Annotated in this window: 14 protein-coding genes; 6 read left to right on the top strand and 8 right to left on the bottom strand. The window is 76.6% G+C overall.

The window, feature by feature from the left end; genetic code table 11:
* Positions 1 to 170: 170 nt before the first annotated feature.
* Positions 171 to 437, top strand: a complete 267-nt coding sequence (locus NHH00_RS05950) for a mycoredoxin (protein WP_047233411.1) — start codon at positions 171 to 173, stop codon at positions 435 to 437.
* A gap of 82 nt (positions 438 to 519) precedes the next feature.
* Here NHH00_RS05950 and nudC read toward each other — a convergent pair whose 3' ends face one another.
* Positions 520 to 1554: an NAD(+) diphosphatase gene (nudC, locus tag NHH00_RS05945; protein WP_253050940.1), complete on the bottom strand. Its 1035-nt coding sequence runs from the start codon at positions 1552 to 1554 to the stop codon at positions 520 to 522.
* A gap of 71 nt (positions 1555 to 1625) precedes the next feature.
* Between nudC and NHH00_RS05940 the strand changes: the two genes are divergently transcribed.
* On the top strand, positions 1626 to 2546 hold the full coding sequence (locus tag NHH00_RS05940; protein WP_253050939.1) for a phosphotransferase: 921 nt from the start codon (positions 1626 to 1628) through the stop codon (positions 2544 to 2546).
* A 78-nt stretch (positions 2547 to 2624) separates the two neighbouring features.
* On the opposite strand, the gene NHH00_RS05935 is transcribed toward NHH00_RS05940, so the two are convergent.
* The 3 genes from NHH00_RS05935 to NHH00_RS05925 form a co-directional block, all read right to left on the bottom strand.
* Entirely contained in the window at positions 2625 to 5972 is a 3348-nt protein-coding gene (locus NHH00_RS05935; RefSeq protein ID WP_253051432.1) for an ATP-dependent DNA helicase, read from the bottom strand.
* 128 nt (positions 5973 to 6100) lie between these two features.
* Positions 6101 to 9598: an ATP-dependent helicase gene (locus NHH00_RS05930; protein ID WP_253050938.1), complete on the bottom strand. Its 3498-nt coding sequence runs from the start codon at positions 9596 to 9598 to the stop codon at positions 6101 to 6103.
* Positions 9599 to 9656: 58 nt separating this feature from the next.
* Complete coding sequence (locus NHH00_RS05925) at positions 9657 to 10616, bottom strand: DUF3152 domain-containing protein (RefSeq protein ID WP_253050937.1); 960 nt, start codon at positions 10614 to 10616, stop codon at positions 9657 to 9659.
* A gap of 66 nt (positions 10617 to 10682) precedes the next feature.
* On the opposite strand from NHH00_RS05925, the gene NHH00_RS05920 reads away from it, so the two are divergent.
* Together NHH00_RS05920 and NHH00_RS05915 are read left to right on the top strand one after the other, a co-directional pair.
* Positions 10683 to 11480, top strand: coding sequence for a TetR/AcrR family transcriptional regulator (locus NHH00_RS05920; RefSeq protein WP_253050936.1), 798 nt, complete (start codon positions 10683 to 10685; stop codon positions 11478 to 11480).
* A 94-nt stretch (positions 11481 to 11574) separates the two neighbouring features.
* Positions 11575 to 11799: a DUF3107 domain-containing protein gene (locus NHH00_RS05915; RefSeq protein ID WP_205205335.1), complete on the top strand. Its 225-nt coding sequence runs from the start codon at positions 11575 to 11577 to the stop codon at positions 11797 to 11799.
* Between the two features lie 58 nt (positions 11800 to 11857).
* Here the strand turns inward: NHH00_RS05915 and NHH00_RS05910 are convergent, their stop codons facing one another.
* Positions 11858 to 12571, bottom strand: coding sequence for a ferritin-like fold-containing protein (locus tag NHH00_RS05910; protein ID WP_253050935.1), 714 nt, complete (start codon positions 12569 to 12571; stop codon positions 11858 to 11860).
* A gap of 242 nt (positions 12572 to 12813) precedes the next feature.
* On the opposite strand from NHH00_RS05910, the gene NHH00_RS05905 reads away from it, so the two are divergent.
* Positions 12814 to 14460, top strand: a complete 1647-nt coding sequence (locus NHH00_RS05905) for a DEAD/DEAH box helicase (protein WP_253050934.1) — start codon at positions 12814 to 12816, stop codon at positions 14458 to 14460.
* A 98-nt stretch (positions 14461 to 14558) separates the two neighbouring features.
* Here NHH00_RS05905 and NHH00_RS05900 read toward each other — a convergent pair whose 3' ends face one another.
* A complete protein-coding gene (locus NHH00_RS05900; protein WP_253050933.1) occupies positions 14559 to 15749 on the bottom strand; it encodes a CynX/NimT family MFS transporter in 1191 nt (396 codons plus the stop codon).
* A complete protein-coding gene (locus NHH00_RS20985) occupies positions 15746 to 16456 on the bottom strand; it encodes a FadR/GntR family transcriptional regulator (RefSeq protein WP_253050932.1) in 711 nt (236 codons plus the stop codon). Before NHH00_RS20985 ends, NHH00_RS05900 begins: the two co-directional genes overlap by 4 nt.
* 140 nt (positions 16457 to 16596) lie before the next feature.
* Here NHH00_RS20985 and NHH00_RS05890 point away from each other — a divergent pair, with 140 nt between their 5' ends.
* Positions 16597 to 18678 (top strand): fibronectin type III domain-containing protein, encoded by a 2082-nt coding sequence (locus NHH00_RS05890; protein ID WP_253050931.1) that lies wholly within the window; start codon positions 16597 to 16599, stop codon positions 18676 to 18678.
* Between the two features lie 73 nt (positions 18679 to 18751).
* Here the strand turns inward: NHH00_RS05890 and NHH00_RS05885 are convergent, their stop codons facing one another.
* Positions 18752 to 20536, bottom strand: a complete 1785-nt coding sequence (locus tag NHH00_RS05885; RefSeq protein ID WP_253050930.1) for a beta-N-acetylhexosaminidase — start codon at positions 20534 to 20536, stop codon at positions 18752 to 18754.
* Between the last annotated feature and the right edge of the window lie 52 nt (positions 20537 to 20588).

The following is a 20588-nucleotide window of genomic DNA, read 5'->3' as shown; positions in this document are numbered from 1 at the left end:
CGCGGGCGCCGGCCGGACACGGCCCAGGACGTCGGCGGGGGCGTCGGCGGGGGTGTCGGCGGAGCGTGGCACGGGCTCTGGACGGGAACAGCGCGCAGGCCGCCGGTGTTACCGTCACGACCGACCGCCCGCGGCACGCGCCGCCCGGAACCGCACCAGGAGAGCCCTCGATGAGCACCGCCCCGACCCTTCCCGACGCCGGCTCGATCGTCATGTACTCGACGAGCTGGTGCGGGTACTGCCGCCGCCTCAAGACGCAGCTCGACTCCGAGGGCATCGGCTACACCGAGGTGAACATCGAGGAGACGCCCGGCACGGCGGAGTTCGTGGAGTCGGTGAACGGAGGCAACCAGACGGTCCCGACCGTCGTCTTCCCCGACGGCTCGGCCGCGACCAACCCGTCGCTCGCGGAGGTCAAGCAGCGCCTCGCCGTCTGATCCCACCCCGTCGTGGGCGTGAAACGGGCCCGGTCCGGACGTCCGGACCGGGCCCCTTCCATGCCCACAACGCCTGGGGCGGTCAGGCGTCGGGGAGACGGTCGCCGAACCAGTCCTCGACCAGGGCGCGCGCGATGGACGCGCGGCCCGGGAGCAGCACCTCCTGCGCGCGCACGGCGGCGGCGAGCTCGGGGCGCGTGAACCACCGCGCGTCGGTGAGCTCGACGCCGTCGACGTGCAGGGCGGTCGTCAGCGCCCGGGCGGCGAACCCGAGCATGAGCGACGCCGGGAACGGCCAGGGCTGGCTCCCGCGGTAGGCGACCTCGCCGACGACGACGCCCGCCTCCTCCGCGACCTCGCGCCGCACCGCGCTCTCGAGCGACTCCCCCGGCTCGACGTACCCGGCGAGCGTCGAGAAGCGCCGCTCGGGCCAGTGCGCCGCGTGGCCGAGCAGCAGCCGCTCGTCGTCGCCCTCCCCGTGCACGACCGTCATGATGACCGCCGGGTCCGTGCGCGGGTACAGCTCCACGCCCTGCGCGACGCAGCGCCGCGTCCAGCCCCCGTTCTCGACCGTCGTCCGGCCGCCGCACCGGGGGCACCGGGTGTGGTTCGCGTGCCACGCCGCGAGCGCGACCGCCTCGGTCGCGAGGCCCGCGAGCGGCGCGTCGAGCCCGCCGACGAGCTCGCGCAGCCCCGACCACGACCGCTCGCGCGCGAGCACGGCGAACGGGTCGGAGGCGTCGACGCCCTCGATGTCGACCTCCTCCGCGTCGGCGTCGTCGGGCAGGACGAGCGCCAGGTACGTCGTGCCGTCCCCCTCGCCGAGGAAGAGCCAGCGCGCCTGGTCCTCGTCGGCGGCGGCACCGACCTCGGCCAGGGTCGCCGGGTCGAGCAGCGCGACGCCGTCCGCCGGGCTCGGACCGGCGAGCGCGAGGCGGCCGCGGTGGACGAGCACGACGCGGGTCGTGTCCTCGCCGCGCAGCCTCCCCACGAGGTCGGGCTCGCCGCGGCGGTGGGCCGCGCGGTCCAGGACCGCGCCGTCGAGCGGGAGCGGGAGGTCGCGGAGGGCGGTCACGGGCAGCGTGCCCGACGACGGCGGGGTGGCGGGGGTGGTCACCCTCCGACCGTAGGCCACGCGACCGGCGTGGGTGCCCCGGGCGGCGGGCGGGGAGCGACTACCGTGGTCGGGTGCCTCGCTCTCCGTTGACCCTCGCCGCGCTCGCGACCGCCGCCGTGCCGGGTCTCGACGCCCGCAGCGCGCTGGCCGTCGAGGACCCGGGCGACTACGACACCGCCGTCGTGACGGACGCCGAGGGTGCCCGTTGGACCGTGCGCGCCCCGCGCAGCCTCCAGGCCGGGGCCGCCCTCGAGGCCGAGGCGGAGCTGCTCACCTCGCTCCAGCTCTACGCCGACACCGGCGTGCTGTCGTTCGCCGTGCCCCGCATCAGCGGGACCGCGCTCCTGCCGGAGGGCGGCCGCGCGATCGTGCACCCGGCGCTCGACGGGACGACGCTCGACGTCGACGCGCTGCGCCCCGGGCCGGGGCTCGCCGCCGACCTCGGTCGCGTCCTCGCGTCGATCCACGAGCTGCCCCGCACGATCGTGGACGACGCGGGGCTGCCCGGGTACGACGTCGAGGAGTACCGCGCCCGGCGGATGGCGGAGCTCGACGAGGCCGCGGCGACCGGGAAGGTGCCGACGACCCTCCTGCGACGCTGGGAGACGGCGCTCGAGGACGTGTCGCTGTGGCGGTTCCAGCCGGTCGTCGTGCACGGGGACCTCGGCCCGGAGCAGGTCCTCGTCGCGCGCGGGCGCGTCGTCGCCGTGACGGACTGGGCCAGCGCGCGCGTCGCGGACCCGGCGGACGACCTCGCGTGGCTGCTCGTCTCCGCGCCGCCCGAGGCGATCGACTCGATCATGGAGGCGTACCAGCTGCGCCGGACCGAGCTCACCGACAAGAATCTCGTGGACCGCGCGCTCCTCGTCGGCGAGCTCGCGCTCGCACGCTGGCTCCTGCACGGCGTCCGCCACGGGCTCGACGACGTCGTCGCCGACGCGCTCGACATGCTCGCCGACCTGGACGACGCCACGCAGGACGCCGACGACTGACCCGGCCGGGCGTCCCGGCACGGGTCGCCCGGAGGCGGTCCCGCCCGTCGACGGGTCGGCCGTGGGCCGGTCCGCCGCTCAGCCCGCCAGCAGCGCCTCGATCTCCGCCTCGCCCAGGAGCCGGCGTGGGCGCACGGTCTCGTCGGACGCGACGTAGTAGAACGCGGCGTTCACCTTGTCGAGCGGGATCCCCGTCCACCGCGACCACGCGAGCCGGTAGACCGCGAGCTGCACCTCGCGCACGCTGCGCGCCGCGGGGTCCGCCGGCGCCCGTCCCGTCTTCCAGTCGACGACCACGACGGCGTCCCGCGCCCCGCCGGCGTGCTCGGGCCGCTCGGGGAACACCGCGTCGATGCGCGAGCGCAGGACCGTGCCGCCGACCGGGGTCTCGACGTCGACCTCGACCGCGACGGGGGTCCTGGTGGCCCACTCGGACGCGAGGAACGTCCGCTGCAGGGTCTCGAGGTCCGCGTCCGGGTCGAGGTCGTCGTCGTCCGCGCCGGGGAGGTCCTCGACGTCCAGGAGCGACGACGTCGTGAAGTAGCGCTCGGCCCACAGGTGGAACCGCGTGCCGCGACGCGCGTGCACCGTGGGCTCGACCGGGACCGGGCGCCGCAGGTGCAGCGCGTACTCGTCGCGGTCGGCCGCGAGACGCACGAGGCTCGACGCCGAGACGTGCGCGGGCAGCTCGACCTCCCGGCCCGAGCGCTCGGCCCGCTCCGCGAGCAGGACCTGGGCGAGCGCGACGAGGTCGCGTCCCTCGGCGTCGACGAGCACGCCCGTGGGCGCCGTGAGCCCCGCGGGGCCGCTCCCGTCCGCGCGGGCGAGGGCGGCACGCTCGACCGCCGCCGCGGTGTCGCGCAGGACGGCGCGGGCCGACCCGTCGGGGGCGTCGTCCGGTGCGGGCCACTCCCCCGTGACCTCGACGTCCTCCAGCGGGTTGGTGTCGTCGGGCCCGGGCGGGGCCGACCAGCCGTCCGCCGCCACGACCCCGGACTCCACGAGCTCGAGGAGGAACGGCGAGAGCACGCGCGGGCGGGAGCCCGTCTGCCACCACGAGGCCGTGAGGTACAGCTCCCGGCGCGCCCGGGTGAACGCGACGTACGCGAGCCGACGCTCCTCCGCGAGCTGGTGCTCGCCGCACGCCGCCCGGAACTCGTCGCGCCGCGCCACGAGCTCCTTGGTGTCGGACGCGAGGTCGTAGCGGAACTCCGGCAGGTCGGCGGCGTCGCCGCGCAGCGGGTACGGGAGCTGGCTCACGTCGGTCAGCCAGCCGCTGTCCGCGCGCACTCCCGAGGACGACTGCGCCGTCGTCGGGAACACGCCGTCGACGAGCCCCGGGACGACGACGACGTCCCACTCGAGCCCCTTCGCGGCGTGCGCGGTGATGACCTGCACGGCGTCCGGGTCGGGCTCGCGCACGGGCAGGTCCAGCCCGTTCTCGCGCGTCGACGCGACCCCGAGCCACGCGAGGAACGCGCCCAGCGTCACGACGTCCGCCGTCTGGGTGAACGTCGCGGCCACGTCGCGGAACGCGTCGAGGTGCTCGCGCGCGCGGTCGCTCACGGCCTCCGGGTCCACGAGCCGGCGCGACGCGAGCAGCGCCTCGGTCGTGACGGCCTCGACGTCGAGACCGAGCGCGCGCTCCGCCTCGACGACGAGCTCCGGGAGCGACAGGTACGTGAGCCCGCGCAGCGCGCGCAGGGTGCGGGCGAGCGCCGACAGGCGGGCGTGGCCCTGCGGCGTGAGCGTGCGGCCGTCGGCGGCGGGCTCGCCCGGCTCGGGAAGGTCGTCGAGGGCGTCGACGATCGAGCGGTGGTCGGCCACGTCGCCCTCCACGACCACGAGCTCGGCGCCGTCGCCGTCGGCCGGCGCCGCTGCGCGACGGCGCGACCCGAGCGCGCCCTCGTGCCGCGCGAGGTCCGCCGCGCGGCTCCCCAGGGCGTGCAGGTCCGCCGCCCCGAGGTTGAGCCGGGGACCCGTGAGGAGACGGACGAGCGCGTCGCCGCGCGAGGGGTCGTGCACCGCTTCGAGGAGCGCGACGACGTCGACGACCTCCGGCGTCGTCAGGAGCCCGCCGAGCCCCACGACCTCCACCGGCAGGCCGCGGCGCCGCAGCGCCACCTCGACCGCGGCGAACTGGCTGCGCTTGCGGCACAGGACCGCGGCCGTGACGCGCCCGCCCGGGGCGCTCGCCGGCCGCCAGCGCGCGGCGACGAGCTCCGCGACGGCCGCGGCCTCCTCCTCGGCGGTGGCCGCGACGTGCGCGGACACCGTGCCCGGTCCGGCGCCCGGGCGCAGCGCGAGCGCGGGGACCTCGACCCGGTCGCCGCCACCCGCCCCCGTCGCCCCCCGCAGCGGGCCCGCGGTGACGTTGGCCGCGGCCAGCACCGCGGCGTCGTTGCGCCACGACGTCGACAGGAAGCGCACGGCCGACCGGTCGCCCGTCGACCGCGGGAACCGCTCGGGGAACCGCGCGAGGCCGCCCGCGCTCGCGCCGCGCCACCCGTAGATCGACTGGTGCGGGTCGCCGACCGCGGTCACGGGGTGCCCGCCGCCGAACAGCCCCGCGAGGAGCTCGACCTGCGCGTGCGACGTGTCCTGGTACTCGTCGAGCAGGACGACGCGGAACCGGGCGCGCTCCGTCTCCCCCACGACCGGGACCTCGCGCGCGAGCCGGGCGGCGAGCGCCACCTGGTCGCCGAAGTCGAGGGAGTCCGTGGCGCGCTTGCGGCGCCGGTACTCCGCGACGACGTCGAGCAGCCGGACGCGCTCGGCGACGTCGCCGACGAGCTTCTCGACCTCCTTGGTCCGGGCCTTCTGCCGCGGTCCGAGCGGGAGCGCGTCGAGCTGCTCGACGATGGCGGCCAGGCGGTCGCGCGCGTCGGCGGGCTCGAGGAGGTGCTCGCCGAGCGCGCCCGACAGCCCGAGCACCGCCGCGACGACGGTGCTCAGCGCGCGGTCCGTGCCGAGGTCGTCGTCCCAGCCCTCCACGACCTCGGACGCGAGCTGCCACTGCTGCGCCTCGCCCAGCAGCCGCGCGCCGGGCTCGACGCCGACGCGCAGGCCGTGGTCCCCGACGAGCGACGCGGCGTACGCGTTGTACGTCGCGACCGTCGGGCGGTCGAGCAGCGACAGGGCGGACGACGCGCCGCCGCGGGCGCGCGCGAGCTGTGCGAGCCGCACCTGGACGCGCTCGGACAGCTCGCCTGCCGCCTTGCGCGTGAAGGTCAGGCCGAGCACCGCGTCGGGCGCGACGAGCTCGTTCGCGATGAGCCAGACGACGCGCGCCGCCATCGTCTCCGTCTTGCCCGAGCCCGCCCCGGCGACGACGAGCGTCGGCTCGAGCGGCGCCTCGATCACCTCGACCTGCTCCGGCGTCGGCCGGGGCCGGCCCAGCAGGTCCGCGATGCGGGTCGCGGACAGCGTCGGGCGGGGCGGCTCGTCGGCGCCACCCCCGGGCGCCGTCGCCTCGACCGCGACCCCGTCGGCCGCGACCAGCCGGACCGGCGGTCGCGTCGCCTCGGGTTCCGGGAGCTCGAACAGCTCGCTGCTCACGCCACGACCCTCCTGCCCTCGGGCTGCACCGGGCACGCACGCCGCACCGGGCACATCTCGCACAGCCCGTTCTGGCGGGCCGTGAACGTCGCCGCCGACATCGTGCCGGCAGCCTCCTCGACGAGGTCGCGCGCCCAGCTCGAGCCGTCGGCTGCCGGGTCGAGCGCGGGCTGCGGGACGACGGCGGGGCCGACGTGCGTGCTGCCCACGTAGACGAGCTGCGCCCCCGCGCTCCGCGTCCCCTCGGGCACGTCGAGGGCGCCCGCCTCGACCGCGAGCTGGTACGCGCCGAGCTGCGGGTGCTCGGCGCCCTCGGCCTTGGTCGCGGTGCGCCGTCCGGTCTTGAGGTCGACGACGCGGACCGTGCCCTCGCCCGCGTCCTCGACCCGGTCGATCGTCCCGCGCAGGCGCGCGCGACCGACGGTGACGTCGAACGTCGGCTCGACGAGGAGCGGCTCGCCCGCCTGCGCCACGTAGGCCGCGAGCTTCTCGATCATGCGCTCCGCACGACGGCGGAGCTGGCGCGTCGGCCAGCCCCCGGGCAGCGCGAGCTCGGCCCAGCGGCGGTCGAGCTCGGCGCGCAGCTCGGCGAGCGACCCCGACGGGTGGGTCTCCGCGATCGAGTGCACGAGCGTGCCGAGGCTCTGGTGCGTCGCGTCCGGCGCGGTGCCGCCCGCGGCCTCGAGCGACCACCGCAGCGGGCAGGTCGAGACGGTCTCGACCTTCGACGGCGACACGGTGACGATCTCCTGCGCGCCACGCAGCGGCGCGGCGCTCGACACGCCGGCGACCCCGTACCAGGTCTCGGGTCGCGCCTCCGCGACCCCGAGCTCGCCCAGGTCGGCCAGGAGCGTGGCCGCCGCGACCGCACGCGCGTCCGGGACGCCGTCGGGGCCCCCCTCGGGGACGCGCCCGCCGTGGAGGTCGGCGCCACCGCGGGAGTCGTCGGGCACGCGACCCGGTCCCTGCTCCGCGGCTGCCGGGGACACCCGCGCCGCGCCCGCGGCGGCCTCGACGAGGACGCCGCGGGCCGCGGCCACGAGCCCGCGCAGGTCGAGCGGGGCGCCGACGCGCACGTGCCGCCGCGCCTCCGGGTCGGCGCCGGGGCCGGAGGGGGTCCCGCCCGCCGCGGCCGGACCCGGCGACCCGTCGTCCGGCGCGCCGCCGTCCGGGCCCTCGTCCGGACCGTCGGCCCCGGCGGGCGGGACGACCAGGTCGCAGAACACGGAGGGCGCCTCCTCGGCGTCCTGGACCGCCGTCACCACGAGCCGCCGGGTCGCGCGCGACGTCGCGACGACGAACGCGCGCAGCTCGTCCGCGAGAACCTGCGCCCGCGCCTGCGACCCCACGCCGTGCGCGTCGTGCGCGCGGCCCGCGAGGAGCTCGACGAGCGCCTGCGACCCGAGCAGCGAGTCGCGCAGGCGGAGGTCGGGCCAGACGCCGTCCTGCACGCCCGCGACCACGACGACGTCCCACTCGCGCCCGGCGGCACCCGCGGGCGTCAGCGCCGCCACGGCGTCGGCGCCGCTCGCGCTCGCCGCGAGCGAGTCGGCCGGCAGGTCCTGCGACGCGAGGTACTCGACGAACGCCTCGGCCGGCGCACCGGGCATGCGGTCGACGAACGTCTCCGCCGCGCGGAACAGGGCGAGCACCGCGTCGAGGTCACGGTCCGCACGCGCCCCGGCCGGGCCGCCGTCGAGCGCCGCCGAGCGCCACCGCTCCGCGAGCCCGGTCGCCGCCCACACCGCCCACAGCACGGTCTGCGCCGTCGCGCCGGGCTCGGCCGCCGCAGCCCGCCCCGCCGCGAGCGCCCGCGCGACGGCGACCGGGCCCCGGCGCACGGTCGGGGGCAGCGTCGCCGCGCGCGCCGGGTCCTGCAGCAGCTCGACGAGCAGCGCGTCCGACGAGCGCCCGCCCCCGCCCTCGAGCTCCTCGGCCCGCAGCGCGCGCCGCAGCCGGCGCAGCGCGACGACGTCCAGCGCGCCGACGGGCGACGTGAGCAGGGCCGCCGCGGTGAACGGGTCCAGCGCGCCGGCGTCCTCCGGGTCGGCGACGCACGCACGGACCGCGGCGAGCAGCGGCGCGACCGCCGGCTCGTCGCGCAGCGGGACGTCGGAGCCGAGCAGCGTGACCGGCACCGAGGCGGCGACGAGCTCGCGGCGCAGCGCAGCGAGGCGGGTCCCGGTCCGCGCGATCACGGCCATCCGGTGCCACGGGGTGCCGTGCAGCAGGTGCTCGGCCCGCAGCTCGCGCGCCACGAACGCGGACTCCTGCGCGACGGCCGAGAGCACGGCGACCTGGACGGGCACGGCGGCCCCGGGCTCGCCGCCTCCGCCGGTCCCCGACGACGCGCCCGGCGAACCGGCCGCGTCGCCCGCGCCGACCGGGGCCCCCCGGGAGGCGGCACCGCGGTGCACCGCGCCGGCGACGGTGCCGACCTGCGCCGCGACCCGGCGCGTCACGGCGCGCAGCGCGGGGTCCTGCCGCCACGCCGTGCCGAGCACGGCGACGCGCGCCCCGAGCTCGCCGCGCCGGGCACCGTCCCGGCGGGCGGGCGCCGAGGCGCGGCCGACGAGGCCCGGGCTCGCGCCGCGGAAGGTCTGCACCGCGGCGTCGGGGTCGCCGAGCAGCACGAGCCGGGCGCCGTCGTCGTGCAGCACGTGCAGCAGCCGCGCGGTCGCGACCGTCGCCTCCTGGTAGTCGTCGACGACGACGAGGTCCCACCGCGGGCGCGCGGCGTCGTGCACCTCGTCGTCCCACGCGAGCAGCGCCTCGGCCGCCTCGTCGACCACGATCGCCGGGTCGAACCGGGCGCCCGCGTCCGGGGTCCCCGAGCGCAGCGCGGTCACGTCGAGGTACTCCGCGAAGAGCTGGGCGCCCAGCGACCACTCCGGCCGCTCGTAGCGGTCGCCGAGCGCGGCGAGGTCGGCGGGCGTCAGGCCGCGCTCGGCCGCGCGCATGAGGAGGTCGCGGAGCTCCTGGCGCAGGCCCCGGAGCCCGAGCGCCTCCTCGGGCAGTCCGGGCGGCAGGACCAGGGGCGAGCCCAGGTGCGCGAGGTCGCCCCCCAGGTGGCCCTCCAGCAGCTCGGAGAGCACGAGGTCCTGCTCGGGGCCGGAGATGAGCGTCGGGACGGGCTCCCCGAGCGCGGCCGCGCGCTCGCGCAGCACCGCGAAGGCCGCGGAGGCCGCGGTGCGCACCATCGGCGCCCCGACGGTGCGCCGCGCGCGGGCCGACAGGCGGTCTCGGAGCGCCGCCGCCGCCCGACGCGACGCGGCGAGGAGCAGGACGCGCTCGGGGGCGAGGCCGTCGGCGAGCGCCGCGAGCACGACCTCCTGCGCGACGAGCGTCTTCCCCGTGCCCGGCGCCCCGACGACGAGCGTCACGCCGGGACGGGACGCGGCGGCGAGCGCCGCGCGCTGGGAGTCGTCGAGCGTGACGTCGGCCTCGTGGTCGCGAGGCCGCGCGACGAGGCGAGGGGCGGTCGTCCGGGGCACGGACCCGATCCCATCACGCGCCACCCACACCGCCGGCGTCGCCGACGGCGCGGCGCGACTACGGCACGGGCCACCCGTTGGTCAGGCAGCCCTGGGCAGAGATCGACTGCTGCACCATCACCGGCGCGACCGCGCCCGGGGCCGGGCAGTCCTCGTGGCCGTGCCCGAGCACATGACCCACCTCGTGGTTCACCAGGTACTGGCGGTACGTCGCGAGGTCGTCCCCGAAGTCGGGGGCGCCGAGCACCCAGCGCTCGAAGTTGAGCACCGCGACGCCGGACACGGAGTTGCCGCACGAGTACTTCCCCTCGGTCGCGAGGGGGGCGCACATCCGGTCGGTGGTCGCGGGGCTGGCGAGCACGACGCGGATCGACGCGTCGTCGGCCGCCGTGCGGGAGAACGTCACCCCGTCGGGGCCCGACCACCCGCGCGGGTCGTTGAGCGTCGCGAGCACGGCCGTCGCGAGGACCTCGCCGTCCACGGGCAGACCCTGCTCGACCTCGACCCGCACGGACCGCACGACGCCCGTGCCGGGTGCGGGCGCCTCCCCGGGGACGACGTCGAGCGCACCGCCGAGGTCCGGAGCGACGACGACGTCGCCCACGAGGCCCGAGCCGGGGTCGGCGACCGGCGCCTCGAGGGTCGTGGGCGCGGGGTCCGGCACGGGGTCCGCGGCCGGAGCCGTCGGCGCGTCCGCGGGGGCGAGCGGCGCGACCACGTCCGGGCGCGGCGCGACGAGCTCGCGCAGCTCCGGGGCCCGCACGACGTCGTCCGCGCGCTCCACGCCCGACCGGCTCGCCGCGTCGGGCTCGTCACGGACGGGCGCGGGCGGGTCCTCGCGGTCCGCCGAGACCGGTGCCGGAGCGCCCGGGACGTCCCACACCTCCGCCGTGGCGGCACCGCCGCCGAAGCCGACGACGAGGCAGGCGGCGACCGCCGCGCCGTGCCGCAGGCCCCGCGAGGAGCGCTTCACGCGCGGCGTCGACGGGCGGTTCGAGGGGGTATGTCTGTCGGGCACCCGCCCATCGTCCCACTCCTCGCGACGCCCGGTCGACACCGGCCCCCGTTTCCGTATCCTCCCCCCATGACCGGAGCCAGCGAGGGACGCACGCGCGGCACGGCCGGGCCGTCCGTCCCCGCGCGCACCCGGATGCCCCGGGACGAGCGGCGCACGCAGCTCCTGACGATCGCCGAGGAGCTCTTCGCCTCCCACGGCTACCACCACATCTCGATGGACGACATCGCGGACCGCGCCGGGGTCGGCAAGCCCGTGCTGTACCGACACTTCCCCTCGAAGCTCGACCTCTACCTCGCGCTCATCGACGACCAGGGGGACCGCCTCGTCCGCTCCGTCCACGAGACGCTCGACCCGTTCCGCGAGCCGGCCCCGGGGATCTCGGCGAGCGACCTCGACGCGCTCGCGGTCGACGGGCTCGCCGTCATCGAGGGCATCGTCCGGGCGTACGTCGCCTACGCGCGCACCGCGGGCAGGTCCGCGGCCCTGCTCTTCGAGTCCGACGTCATGCGCGACCCGGTGGTGCGGGCGCGCGTGCTCGCCCCCGATGCCCGCATCGCGGGGGCGTTCGCCGACGTGCTCGTCCGGATCACCGACCTCGACGCGGACGAGGCGCTCGTCGTCTCGCGGACGTGCACGGCCGTGGGTCGGGCGGCGGCGACCGAGGCCGTGCGGCCGGACGGGACCGCGTCCGCCGACGACGTCACCCGGCTCGTCCCGCGCCTCGTCTGGCGCGGGGTGCACGGGATGCTGCGCCGCTCACGGGCGGGTTCGCCGGACGCCGCGGGGACGACGTCGCCCGACGTCGCCCCGGCGCCGGGCCCGGACCCCGACGCGGCGCTCGACGGGTCGATCGCGGGAATCTGACTACTATCGAACGCGTTGTCGCCGGTGGGACGCCCACGGGCGGCCCGAGACCCGTCGTCGCTGCGCCTGGCGCAGCCGCTGTGAGGAGATGTGCGTGGAAGTCACGATCGGTGTGCAGAACCTGGCCCGTGAGCTCGTCGTCGACACGGACCTGTCCGCCGACGCCGTGGCGACCGCCGTCGCGGACGCCCTCGGCGGCGCCCCCGCCCTCGAGCTCACCGACTCGCGCGGTCGTCGCGTGATCGTCCCGACGGCGTCGCTCGGCTACGTCGAGATCGGCACCGAGGAGCAGCGCAAGGTCGGTTTCGGCTCTCTCTGACCGCCACGACCTGACCGTCACGTGCCGCCGTCGCGCCTCGGGCGCGGCGGCGGCTTCGTCATGCCGCCAGACCCAGGCGGTCCATGCGCCGGGAGTGCTCCGCCGTCAGGCGCGAGAACACCCACGACTGCGTCGCGGGCGCCGGGCCGCCCGACCCGGCGTCGGCCGTCGCGTCCACGCCCGCCGCGACGAGCCGGGCGAGAGCGGGCCGCTCGGACAGGACGACGCCCACGACGCCCAGCGCCTCGCCGACGAGGCGCCGGCCCCACAGCGCGAGGCGGGACGCGAGCACCGGGTCCGCGGCGGCGGCGTCCGCGATGACGGGGGCGTAGCGCTGCGAGGGCGTGTCCTGCGTGAGCGCCTCCACGACGACGTCGCGCGAGCGCTCGTCGAGGCCCTGGGCCGCGAGCAGGCAGAAGTCGTCCGCGACGCCCTGGCCGACGTACCCCTTGAGGATCCCCTCCCACCAGGTGCTCGGACGGGTGCGGGCGTCGAAGTCGTCGAAGAGGCCGTCGAACGCCGTCATGCAGTCGGCGGGGTCGCCGCCGAGCTCGTCGACGCGCACGAGGACGCGCTCCTGCCGGTCGAGCATCGCCGCCGCGAGCCGGGACAGGGCCCGACGCTGGCGCAGCGTGGGCGCGTGCGCGGCATCGCCCGCGAGGCGTCCGAAGCTCGCGAGCTCGGTGTACGCGACGAGCCCGAGCAGCTCCACCGCGTCCGCGTGGTCCGCCGTGGGCAGGGTCAGGGGGCTCGCGTGCTCGGCGTCGCTCATCGGGACAGGATAGTTCTCCGATATCATGGCCGACGTACATCGGTTGCCCGGTCGTCCAGACCTCACGCTCGTCACGCGGAACGACGACGGCACGGCACGGTCCGCAGCGCGGTCCTGGCCACGACATCCCACGATCGGCTGCCGGCCACGAGGTGCGTACGACCGCGACCGGGAGCCTCCCGGGACCGGGCCCCGCCGGGCCCGCCGACGGTCGCGCGTGCCCGAACGAGACAGAGGCACCAGTGACCACCACAGACGCCACCCCTGACGTGAGCGCGGACGCGACCACCGTCGCCGCCAGCGTCCACGCGGACAACACCACCTTCGCCGACTTCGGCGTGCGCCAGGAGATCGTCGACGCGCTCTCCGACGCGGGCATCGTCCAGCCCTTCCCCATCCAGGCGATGACGCTCCCGGTCGCGATGTCGGGCCACGACATCATCGGCCAGGCCAAGACCGGCACCGGCAAGACGTTCGGCTTCGGCGTGCCGCTGCTGCACCGCGTCGTCGCGCCGGGCGAGCCCGGGTTCGACGAGCTGCCCTCGCCCGGCAAGCCGCAGGCGCTCGTCGTCGTCCCGACGCGCGAGCTCGCGGTCCAGGTCGCGAACGACCTCGGCACCGCCTCGAAGCGGCGCTCCGTGCGCATCGTCCAGCTCTACGGCGGCCGCGCCTACGAGCCGCAGGTCGAGGCGCTGCAGCGCGGCGTCGAGGTCGTCGTCGGCACCCCGGGCCGCATGATCGACCTGATGAACCAGGGCCACCTCAACCTCACGCGGGCCGCGATCGTGGTCCTCGACGAGGCGGACGAGATGCTCGACCTGGGCTTCCTCCCGGACGTCGAGAAGATCCTGGCCCGCACGCCCGCGCAGCGCCACACGATGCTGTTCTCGGCGACCATGCCGGGCGCCGTCGTGTCGATGGCGCGCCGCTACATGAAGCAGCCGACGCACATCCGCGCGAACGACCCCGACGACGGCGGCCAGACGGTCAAGAACATCGAGCAGGTCGTCTACCGCGCGCACGCGCTGGACAAGGTCGAGATGCTCGCGCGCATCCTCCAGGCGGAGGGCCGCGGACGCACGATCGTGTTCGCGCGGACCAAGCGCACCGCGGCGAAGGTCGCGGACGAGCTCGTCGACCGCGGCTTCGCCGCCGGCTCGATCCACGGCGACCTCGGCCAGGGCGCGCGCGAGCAGGCGCTGCGCGCGTTCCGCAACGGCAAGATCGACGTGCTCGTCGCGACGGACGTCGCGGCGCGCGGCATCGACGTCGAGGACGTCACGCACGTCGTGAACTACCAGTGCCCCGAGGACGAGAAGACGTACCTGCACCGCACGGGCCGCACGGGCCGCGCGGGCAACAAGGGCACCGCCGTCACGTTCGTCGACTGGGACGACATCCCGCGCTGGTCGCTCATCGACAAGGCGCTCGGCCTCGGCATCCCCGAGCCGGTCGAGACGTACTCGAGCTCGCCGCACCTGTACACCGACCTGCACATCCCCGAGGGCACCAAGGGCCGCCTCCCCAAGGACCGGCGCACGCTCGCCGGGCTCGACGCGGAGGAGATCGAGGACCTCGGCGAGACCGGCAAGCGGCACACCCCGGCCGGCGGGTCGCGGGGACGCCAGGGCGGCCGGTCCGACGGCGGTCGCAGCCGGGGCGAGCAGGGTGACCGCGGACGGTCTGGCGGCCAGGGCCGCTCCGGCGGCCGGCGCGCGGAGGGCGAGCGCTCGGGCGGTCGTCCCGAGGGCGAGCAGACCGACGCCGCGGGCGCACCGTCCGAGGGCGGCGAGCGCCGTCGTCGGTCCCGCAACCGTCGCCGCACGCGCGGCGGCCGTCCGGTCGAGCAGCAGGGCGGCGCCGAGGCGACCGCCCAGCCCGCCGAGTAGCCCGGAAGCTCTCGCAAGCCCGACGACGAACCCCGGGTCGCTCCCCACGGTCACCACGCCGTGGGGAGCGACCCGGGGTTCGGCGCGCCCGGGACCGGTCAGTGCACGTGCGCGTCCCGGCCCGCGAACCACACGGCGACGCCCTGGACGGCGGCCGCCGCGACGAGCAGGAGGAGCGGCAGCGTCCACGCGCCGGTGGCGTCGTGCGCGAGCCCGAGGCCGAGCGGCCCGGTCGCCGCGAGCAGGTAGCCCGCGCTCTGCGCCATGCCGGAGAGCTCGGACGTGTGGGCGGCATCGCGGGCCCGCAGGGCCATGAGCGTGAGCGCGAGGCTGATGCCGCCGCCCTGGCCCAGGCCCACCAGCACGACCCAGAGCGCCGCGGCGCCGGGGGCGAGGGCCAGCCCGAGCAGCCCCGTCCCGACGAGCACGACGAGCGCGATCCCGATGCCCCGCTGGCGGCGCATGCGCCCGGCGAGGACCGGGGTCACGAACGACCCGAGGATGCCCGCGAGGTTGCACAGCGCGAGGAGCCAGCCGCCCGCCTCCGGCGTCCGGCCGAGCGCGACCATGATCTCCGGGAGCCACGCGTTGACGGCGTAGAACGACAGCGACTGCATGCCCATGACGACCGTGACCGCCCAGGCGAGCGGGCTCCGCCACACCGTGGAGCGCGCGACCCCGGCCCCCGCGCCCGCGCCGAACGCCGTCGCGCCGGCCGGGTCGGGCCGCAGCGCGCGCGGCACCCACACGAGCACGCCGAGGACGGCGAGCACGCCCCACGTCGCGAGCGCGCCGCGCCAGTCGAGACCGGCCGCGGTCGCGACCGGGATCGTCAGCCCCGCGGCGAGCGCGGCGCCGCCCGACAGCGCCATCGAGTACAGCCCCGTCATGAGGCCGATGCGGTCGGCGAAGTCGCGCTTGATGAGCGCGGGGAGCAGGACGTTCCCGAGGCCGATCGCGCACCCGGCGACCACGGTCCCGGCGAACAGGCCCCACGTCTCGGGGACGAGCCGCAGCGCGAAGCCGACGCACAGCGCGACGAGGCTCACGAAGAGCGCGCGCTCGAGGCCCCACCGCCGCGCGAGCACGGGCGCGAGCGGCGCGAGGAGGCCGAAGCACAGGACGGGCAGCGTCGTGAGCACGCCGGCTGCCGTCGCGCTGAGCCCCAGGTCGGCGCGGATCTCCCCGAGCACCGGCGAGATCGACACGACGGCGGGGCGCAGGTTGAGCGACGCCAGGACGATCGCGACGACCGCCCCCACCCCCAGCGGTCGGCGCAGCCCGCTCACGCGTCGGCCTCCGTCGCCCCGGCGCGCTCCGCGGCGGCCTCCACCAGGTGCGCACGCACGGCGTCGATCGTCGCGGTCACCGCGTCCTCGGCCGCGTCGGCGTCGCCGGCCCGGATCGCGGCCACCACCTCCTCGTGGCCGGGGACGTCGCGGTGGTGCAGGCGCTGCTCCCCCGAGGGGTACGTCCGGACGAGCGCGTGGTCGAGGCCGTCGTAGAGGTCCGCGAGCAGCGGGTTGCCGGCGGCGCGCACGACCTCGGCGTGGAACGCGACGTCGGCGGCCTGGAACGTGTCCTCGTCCGCACCGCGGGCCGCGGTCTGGGCCGCGAGCGCCGCGTCGAGCCGGGCGAGCGCGCCCGCGTCGTGCCGGACGGCCGCCGCCCGCGCAGCACCGCGCTCGAGGACGCCGCGCACGTCGAGCACGTGGAAGGCGTCGGTGGTCCGCGCGCGGCGCGCCAGGGCGGCGTCGAGGCCGTCGGCCGCGCGGACGTAGGTGCCGTCGCCGCGCCGGGGCTCGAGGACGCCGGCGTGCTCGAGGGCCCGCACGGCCTCGCGGACCGTGTTCCGACCCACGCCGAGCTCGGCCACGAGCTCGGGCTCCGGCGGGATCCGGGAGCCGACCGGCCACTCCCCGCGAGCGATGCGCTCGCTGAGCCGCTCGACGACGAGCTCGGACACCTTGCGGGGCGGGACGATCGGCTGGTTCACCGAAAGAACCTAACATCCCCTGTTTGGTCGCGGCGACGAGGACGGGCCGTACGGGGTCTCTCGTACGGGGATTGACCAGCACGGGGCGCCCGGAGGACCTTGCGCGGGACCGCTCCTCGACGACGAAAGCGAGACCCACCATGGACCCCACGACCCCACGACGCCGACGGCTGCGCAGGATCCTCGCGCTCGTCGCCTCGGCGACGCTCGTCGGGACGCTGCTCACCGGGACCACCACCGCCACCGCAGCGGACACCGAGCTCGCCGTCAACGGCGGGTTCGAGTCGGGGCTGTCGGGGTGGACCTGCTCCGGCTCGACCGGACAGGCGACCGCGAGCCCGGTCCGCACCGGCAGCGGTGCCCTGCGGGCCGCGCCCGCCGGCGCGGACAACGCGCGCTGCTCGCAGTCCGTCCCGGTGCAGCCCTCCTCGACGTACACGCTCAGCGCGTGGGTCCAGGGCGCGTACGTCTACCTGGGGGCGAGCGGCGCGACCGCGCAGGACGTCTCCACGTGGACGCCGTCCGCCTCGACCTGGCAGCGCCTCAGCCTGACGTTCACCACCTCGGCGACGGCCACGTCGGCGACGATCTACCTGCACGGCTGGTACGGCCAGCCGGCCTACGTCGTCGACGACGTCAGCCTCGTCGGCCCGGGCGGCGGCACGACGCAGCCGCCCGCCACGCCCACCGGGCTCACCGCCGGCACCCCCACCGCCAGCAGCGTCGCCCTCACCTGGGGCGCGGTGACCGGCGCCACCGGCTACGCCGTCTACCGCGACGGCACGAAGGTCGCCACCACCACGACCCCGTCCACCACCGTCACCGGGCTCGCCGCCTCGACCGCCTACTCCTTCCAGGTCACCGCCACCAACGGCGCCGGCGAGTCCGCCCGCTCCACCGCCGTCACCGTGACCACGGCCGGCGGCACGACGCAGCCGCCGGCCACCCCGACCGGCCTCGCCGCCGGCACCCCCACCGCCAGCAGCGTCCCGCTCACCTGGGGCGCGGTGACCGGCGCCACCGGGTACGCCGTCTACCGCGACGGCACCAAGGTCGCCACCACCACGACCCCGTCCGCCACCGTCACCGGGCTCGCCGCGTCCACCGCCTACTCCTTCCAGGTCACCGCCACCAACAGCGCCGGCGAGTCCGCCCGCTCCACCGCCGTCACCGTCACGACGGCCGACGGCGGCGGCACCGGCGGCGGCCTCCCGTCGCACGCGCTCGTCGGCTACCTGCACGCCTCGTTCGCCAACGGCTCGGGCTACACCCGCATGGCGGACGTCCCCGACTCGTGGGACGTCATCAACCTCGCGTTCGGCGAGCCGACGAGCGTCACGTCCGGGGACATCCGGTTCAGCCTGTGCCCGCAGACCGAGTGCCCGAACGTCGAGTCGGTCGCCGAGTTCAAGGCCGCCGTCGCCGCGAAGCGCGCGGCGGGCAAGAAGGTGCTCCTGTCGATCGGCGGGCAGAACGGTCAGGTGCAGCTCACGACGACCGCCGCGCGCGACGCGTTCGTCGCGTCGGTGAGCTCGATCATCGACACCTACGGGCTGGACGGGGTCGACATCGACTTCGAGGGCCACTCGCTGTACCTGAACACGGGCGACACGGACTTCCGCAACCCGACCACGCCGGTGATCGTCAACCTCATCTCCGCGCTCAAGACGCTCGCGGCGCGCTACGGCGACGACTTCGTGCTGACCATGGCACCGGAGACGTTCTTCGTCCAGAACGGCTACCAGTTCTACGGCTCCGGGCCGTGGGGCGGTCAGGACCCGCGGTGCGGCGCGTACCTGCCCGTCATCCACGCGCTGCGCGACGACCTGACGCTCCTGCACGTCCAGGACTACAACTCGGGCCCGATCATGGGGCTCGACGACCAGTACCACACCATGGGCGGCGCGGACTTCCACATCGCCATGACGGACATGCTGCTCACCGGCTTCCCGGTCGCGCGCGACACGACCAAGGTGTTCCCCGCGCTGCGCCCGGACCAGGTCGCGATCGGCCTGCCGGCGAGCACGCAGGCGGGCAACGGCCACACCGCGCCCGCCCAGGTCAACCAGGCCCTGGACTGCCTCACGAAGGGCACGGGCTGCGGGTCGTACCAGACGCACGGGCGGTGGCCCGCGTTGCGCGGCCTCATGACGTGGTCGATCAACTGGGACCGCTACAACGGCTGGGAGTTCTCGCGGAACTTCGACGCCTACTGGCCCTGACGGCCGTCGTGACGCACCGACCGTGACGCACCGGCGTCCGGGGGCCGCGCTCCCCGGACGCCGGCCGTCCGCCTCAGTCGTCCCAGCGCACGTCGTGCACGCGGTTCCACCCGATGCCCGCGGCGTCCCACCGAGGGGCCAGCCGCACGATCCGTGCCTCGAAGTCCTCGTAGTCGCGGTCGGCCTGGGCGGTCCAGGCCACCTCGGCGAGCGCGGGCAGGCGGGGGAAGGTCATGAAGTCCACGTAGACGTCCACCTCGACGAACTCGTCGGTGCTCGCCGGCAGGTGGGTGAGGCTGTCCGGGTAGGAGCGGTCCGACCACAGGGGCGCCTCGACCCCGGCGACGCGTCCCGCGACGTCGACCTTCCGCTCCGGGTCGAGGGTCGACGTCAGCTCCGTCTCGGGGTCCCACGAGTACGCGCGCTCGAGGTCGATCCGCGCGGCCCACTCCAGCCCGTACGGGGTGAGGTCGTCGTACTTCATGTCGAGGTACGTGCGGTCCGCGGGAGACATGACGAGGTCGGCGCCGGCGGCGAGCGCCGCGCGGACCTCCTGGACGTCCGCGGTCTCCCGCGCGGTCCCGATGAGCCCTTGGTTGCGCTCGCCCACGCCCCAGTACTGGATCAGGCTGCCCTCCGGCAGGGTCGTGCCCTGCGCCCACTGGTGCCAGCCGACGACCGTGCGCCCGTGCTCCGCGACGATCTGGTTCGCCGCCGCCGTGTAGTTCTCGTACCAGCCCTCCGCGGGGCTGGGAGCCTCGTCCCCGCCCAGGTGCACGTACGGACCGGGGTTCTGCGCCACGACGGCGGCGAGGACGGTGTCGAGGTACTCCTGGACCGCCGGCATGTTCTCGTCGCTCGAGCAGATCATGGGGTTGTTCACCTCCGGCCCCCAGTACGGCTCGCCGGGCGTCCCGTCGCAGCGCAGCGACCCCAGGACGGACTGCGCGGCGAGCGTGTGCCCGGGTCCGTCGATCTCGGGGACGACGGTGACGTACCGGTCGGCCGCGTACTCGACGATCTCCGCGTACTCCTCGGGCGTGTAGAACCACGGACCGCCCGTCCCCGGCGGCCAGCCCTCCTGCGTCCGGCCGCCCACCTCGGTGAGCTCCGGCAGGCCGTCGACCGTCAGCCGCCAGCCCTGGTCGTCGGACAGGTGCAGGTGCAGCACGTTGAGGCGGTAGTCCGCGAGGTGGTCGACGAACCGCTGGACGTCCTCGACCGGGGCGAAGCGCCGCGCGACGTCGAGCATCGCGCCGCGGTACGCGTAGCGCGGCGCGTCGGTGATCTCGACCGCCGGCACCTCCCACGCGACGTCGTCGACGGGGACGGACGCCTCGACCTCGGGCGGCAGGAGCTGGAGCAGCGTGCGCGTGCCGCGGTACAGGCCCGCGGGCGTCGTGCTGGCGAGCACGACGCCGTCCTCCCCGGCCTCCAGGGTGTACGCCTCGGCCGCCGGGTCGTCGAGCAGGCCGTCGGGGTCCCACGACTCGCCGCCGGGCTCGAGCCGCAGCACCACCGCGCCGCCGTCGGCCTCGGGGTCCGTCTCGACCGGGAGGTCGAGCGCCGTGGGCGTGCGCAGCTCCGCGGCGAGCAGCTCGCCGACGTGGACCGCGCCCTCCTGCCCGACGGCGCTGCCCGCCGCCGCGTCGACGACGACCCGGGTCCCGCCGTGGAGCACGAAGGGCGCGGCGTCCGAGGCCTCGACCGACGCCGGGAGCGGGACGAGCCCGAGCTCCTGCGCCGTCGGTGCCCCTCCGGGGGTGGACGTGCAGCCGGCGAGGGCCACGACCCCGCCCACCCCCATCACGGTGACCACGCCGAGCGTGCGTCGCGCCGAGCGCGTGCCAGCATTCATGAGGACCCCTGCCGAACTGGTCGCGCGGACGGCCGTCGTCCGCACCGCTGCC

It is taken from the genome of Cellulosimicrobium cellulans (genome assembly GCF_024124905.1).
GTDB classification, from domain to species: domain Bacteria; phylum Actinomycetota; class Actinomycetes; order Actinomycetales; family Cellulomonadaceae; genus Cellulosimicrobium; species Cellulosimicrobium cellulans_G.
This window is presented reverse-complemented; position numbering and strand designations above follow the sequence as displayed.

Bases quoted from the DNA above. Each gene is read 5' to 3' on its own strand.
- NHH00_RS05910 (WP_253050935.1), bottom strand. From the start codon at position 12,571: ATGAGCGACGCCGAGCACGCGAGCCCCCTGACCCTGCCCACGGCGGAC.
- NHH00_RS05885 (WP_253050930.1), bottom strand. From the start codon at position 20,536: ATGAATGCTGGCACGCGCTCGGCGCGACGCACGCTCGGCGTGGTCACC.
- NHH00_RS05890 (WP_253050931.1), top strand. From the start codon at position 16,597: ATGGACCCCACGACCCCACGACGCCGACGGCTGCGCAGGATCCTCGCG.
- NHH00_RS05950 (WP_047233411.1), top strand. From the start codon at position 171: ATGAGCACCGCCCCGACCCTTCCCGACGCCGGCTCGATCGTCATGTAC.
- NHH00_RS05920 (WP_253050936.1), top strand. From the start codon at position 10,683: ATGACCGGAGCCAGCGAGGGACGCACGCGCGGCACGGCCGGGCCGTCC.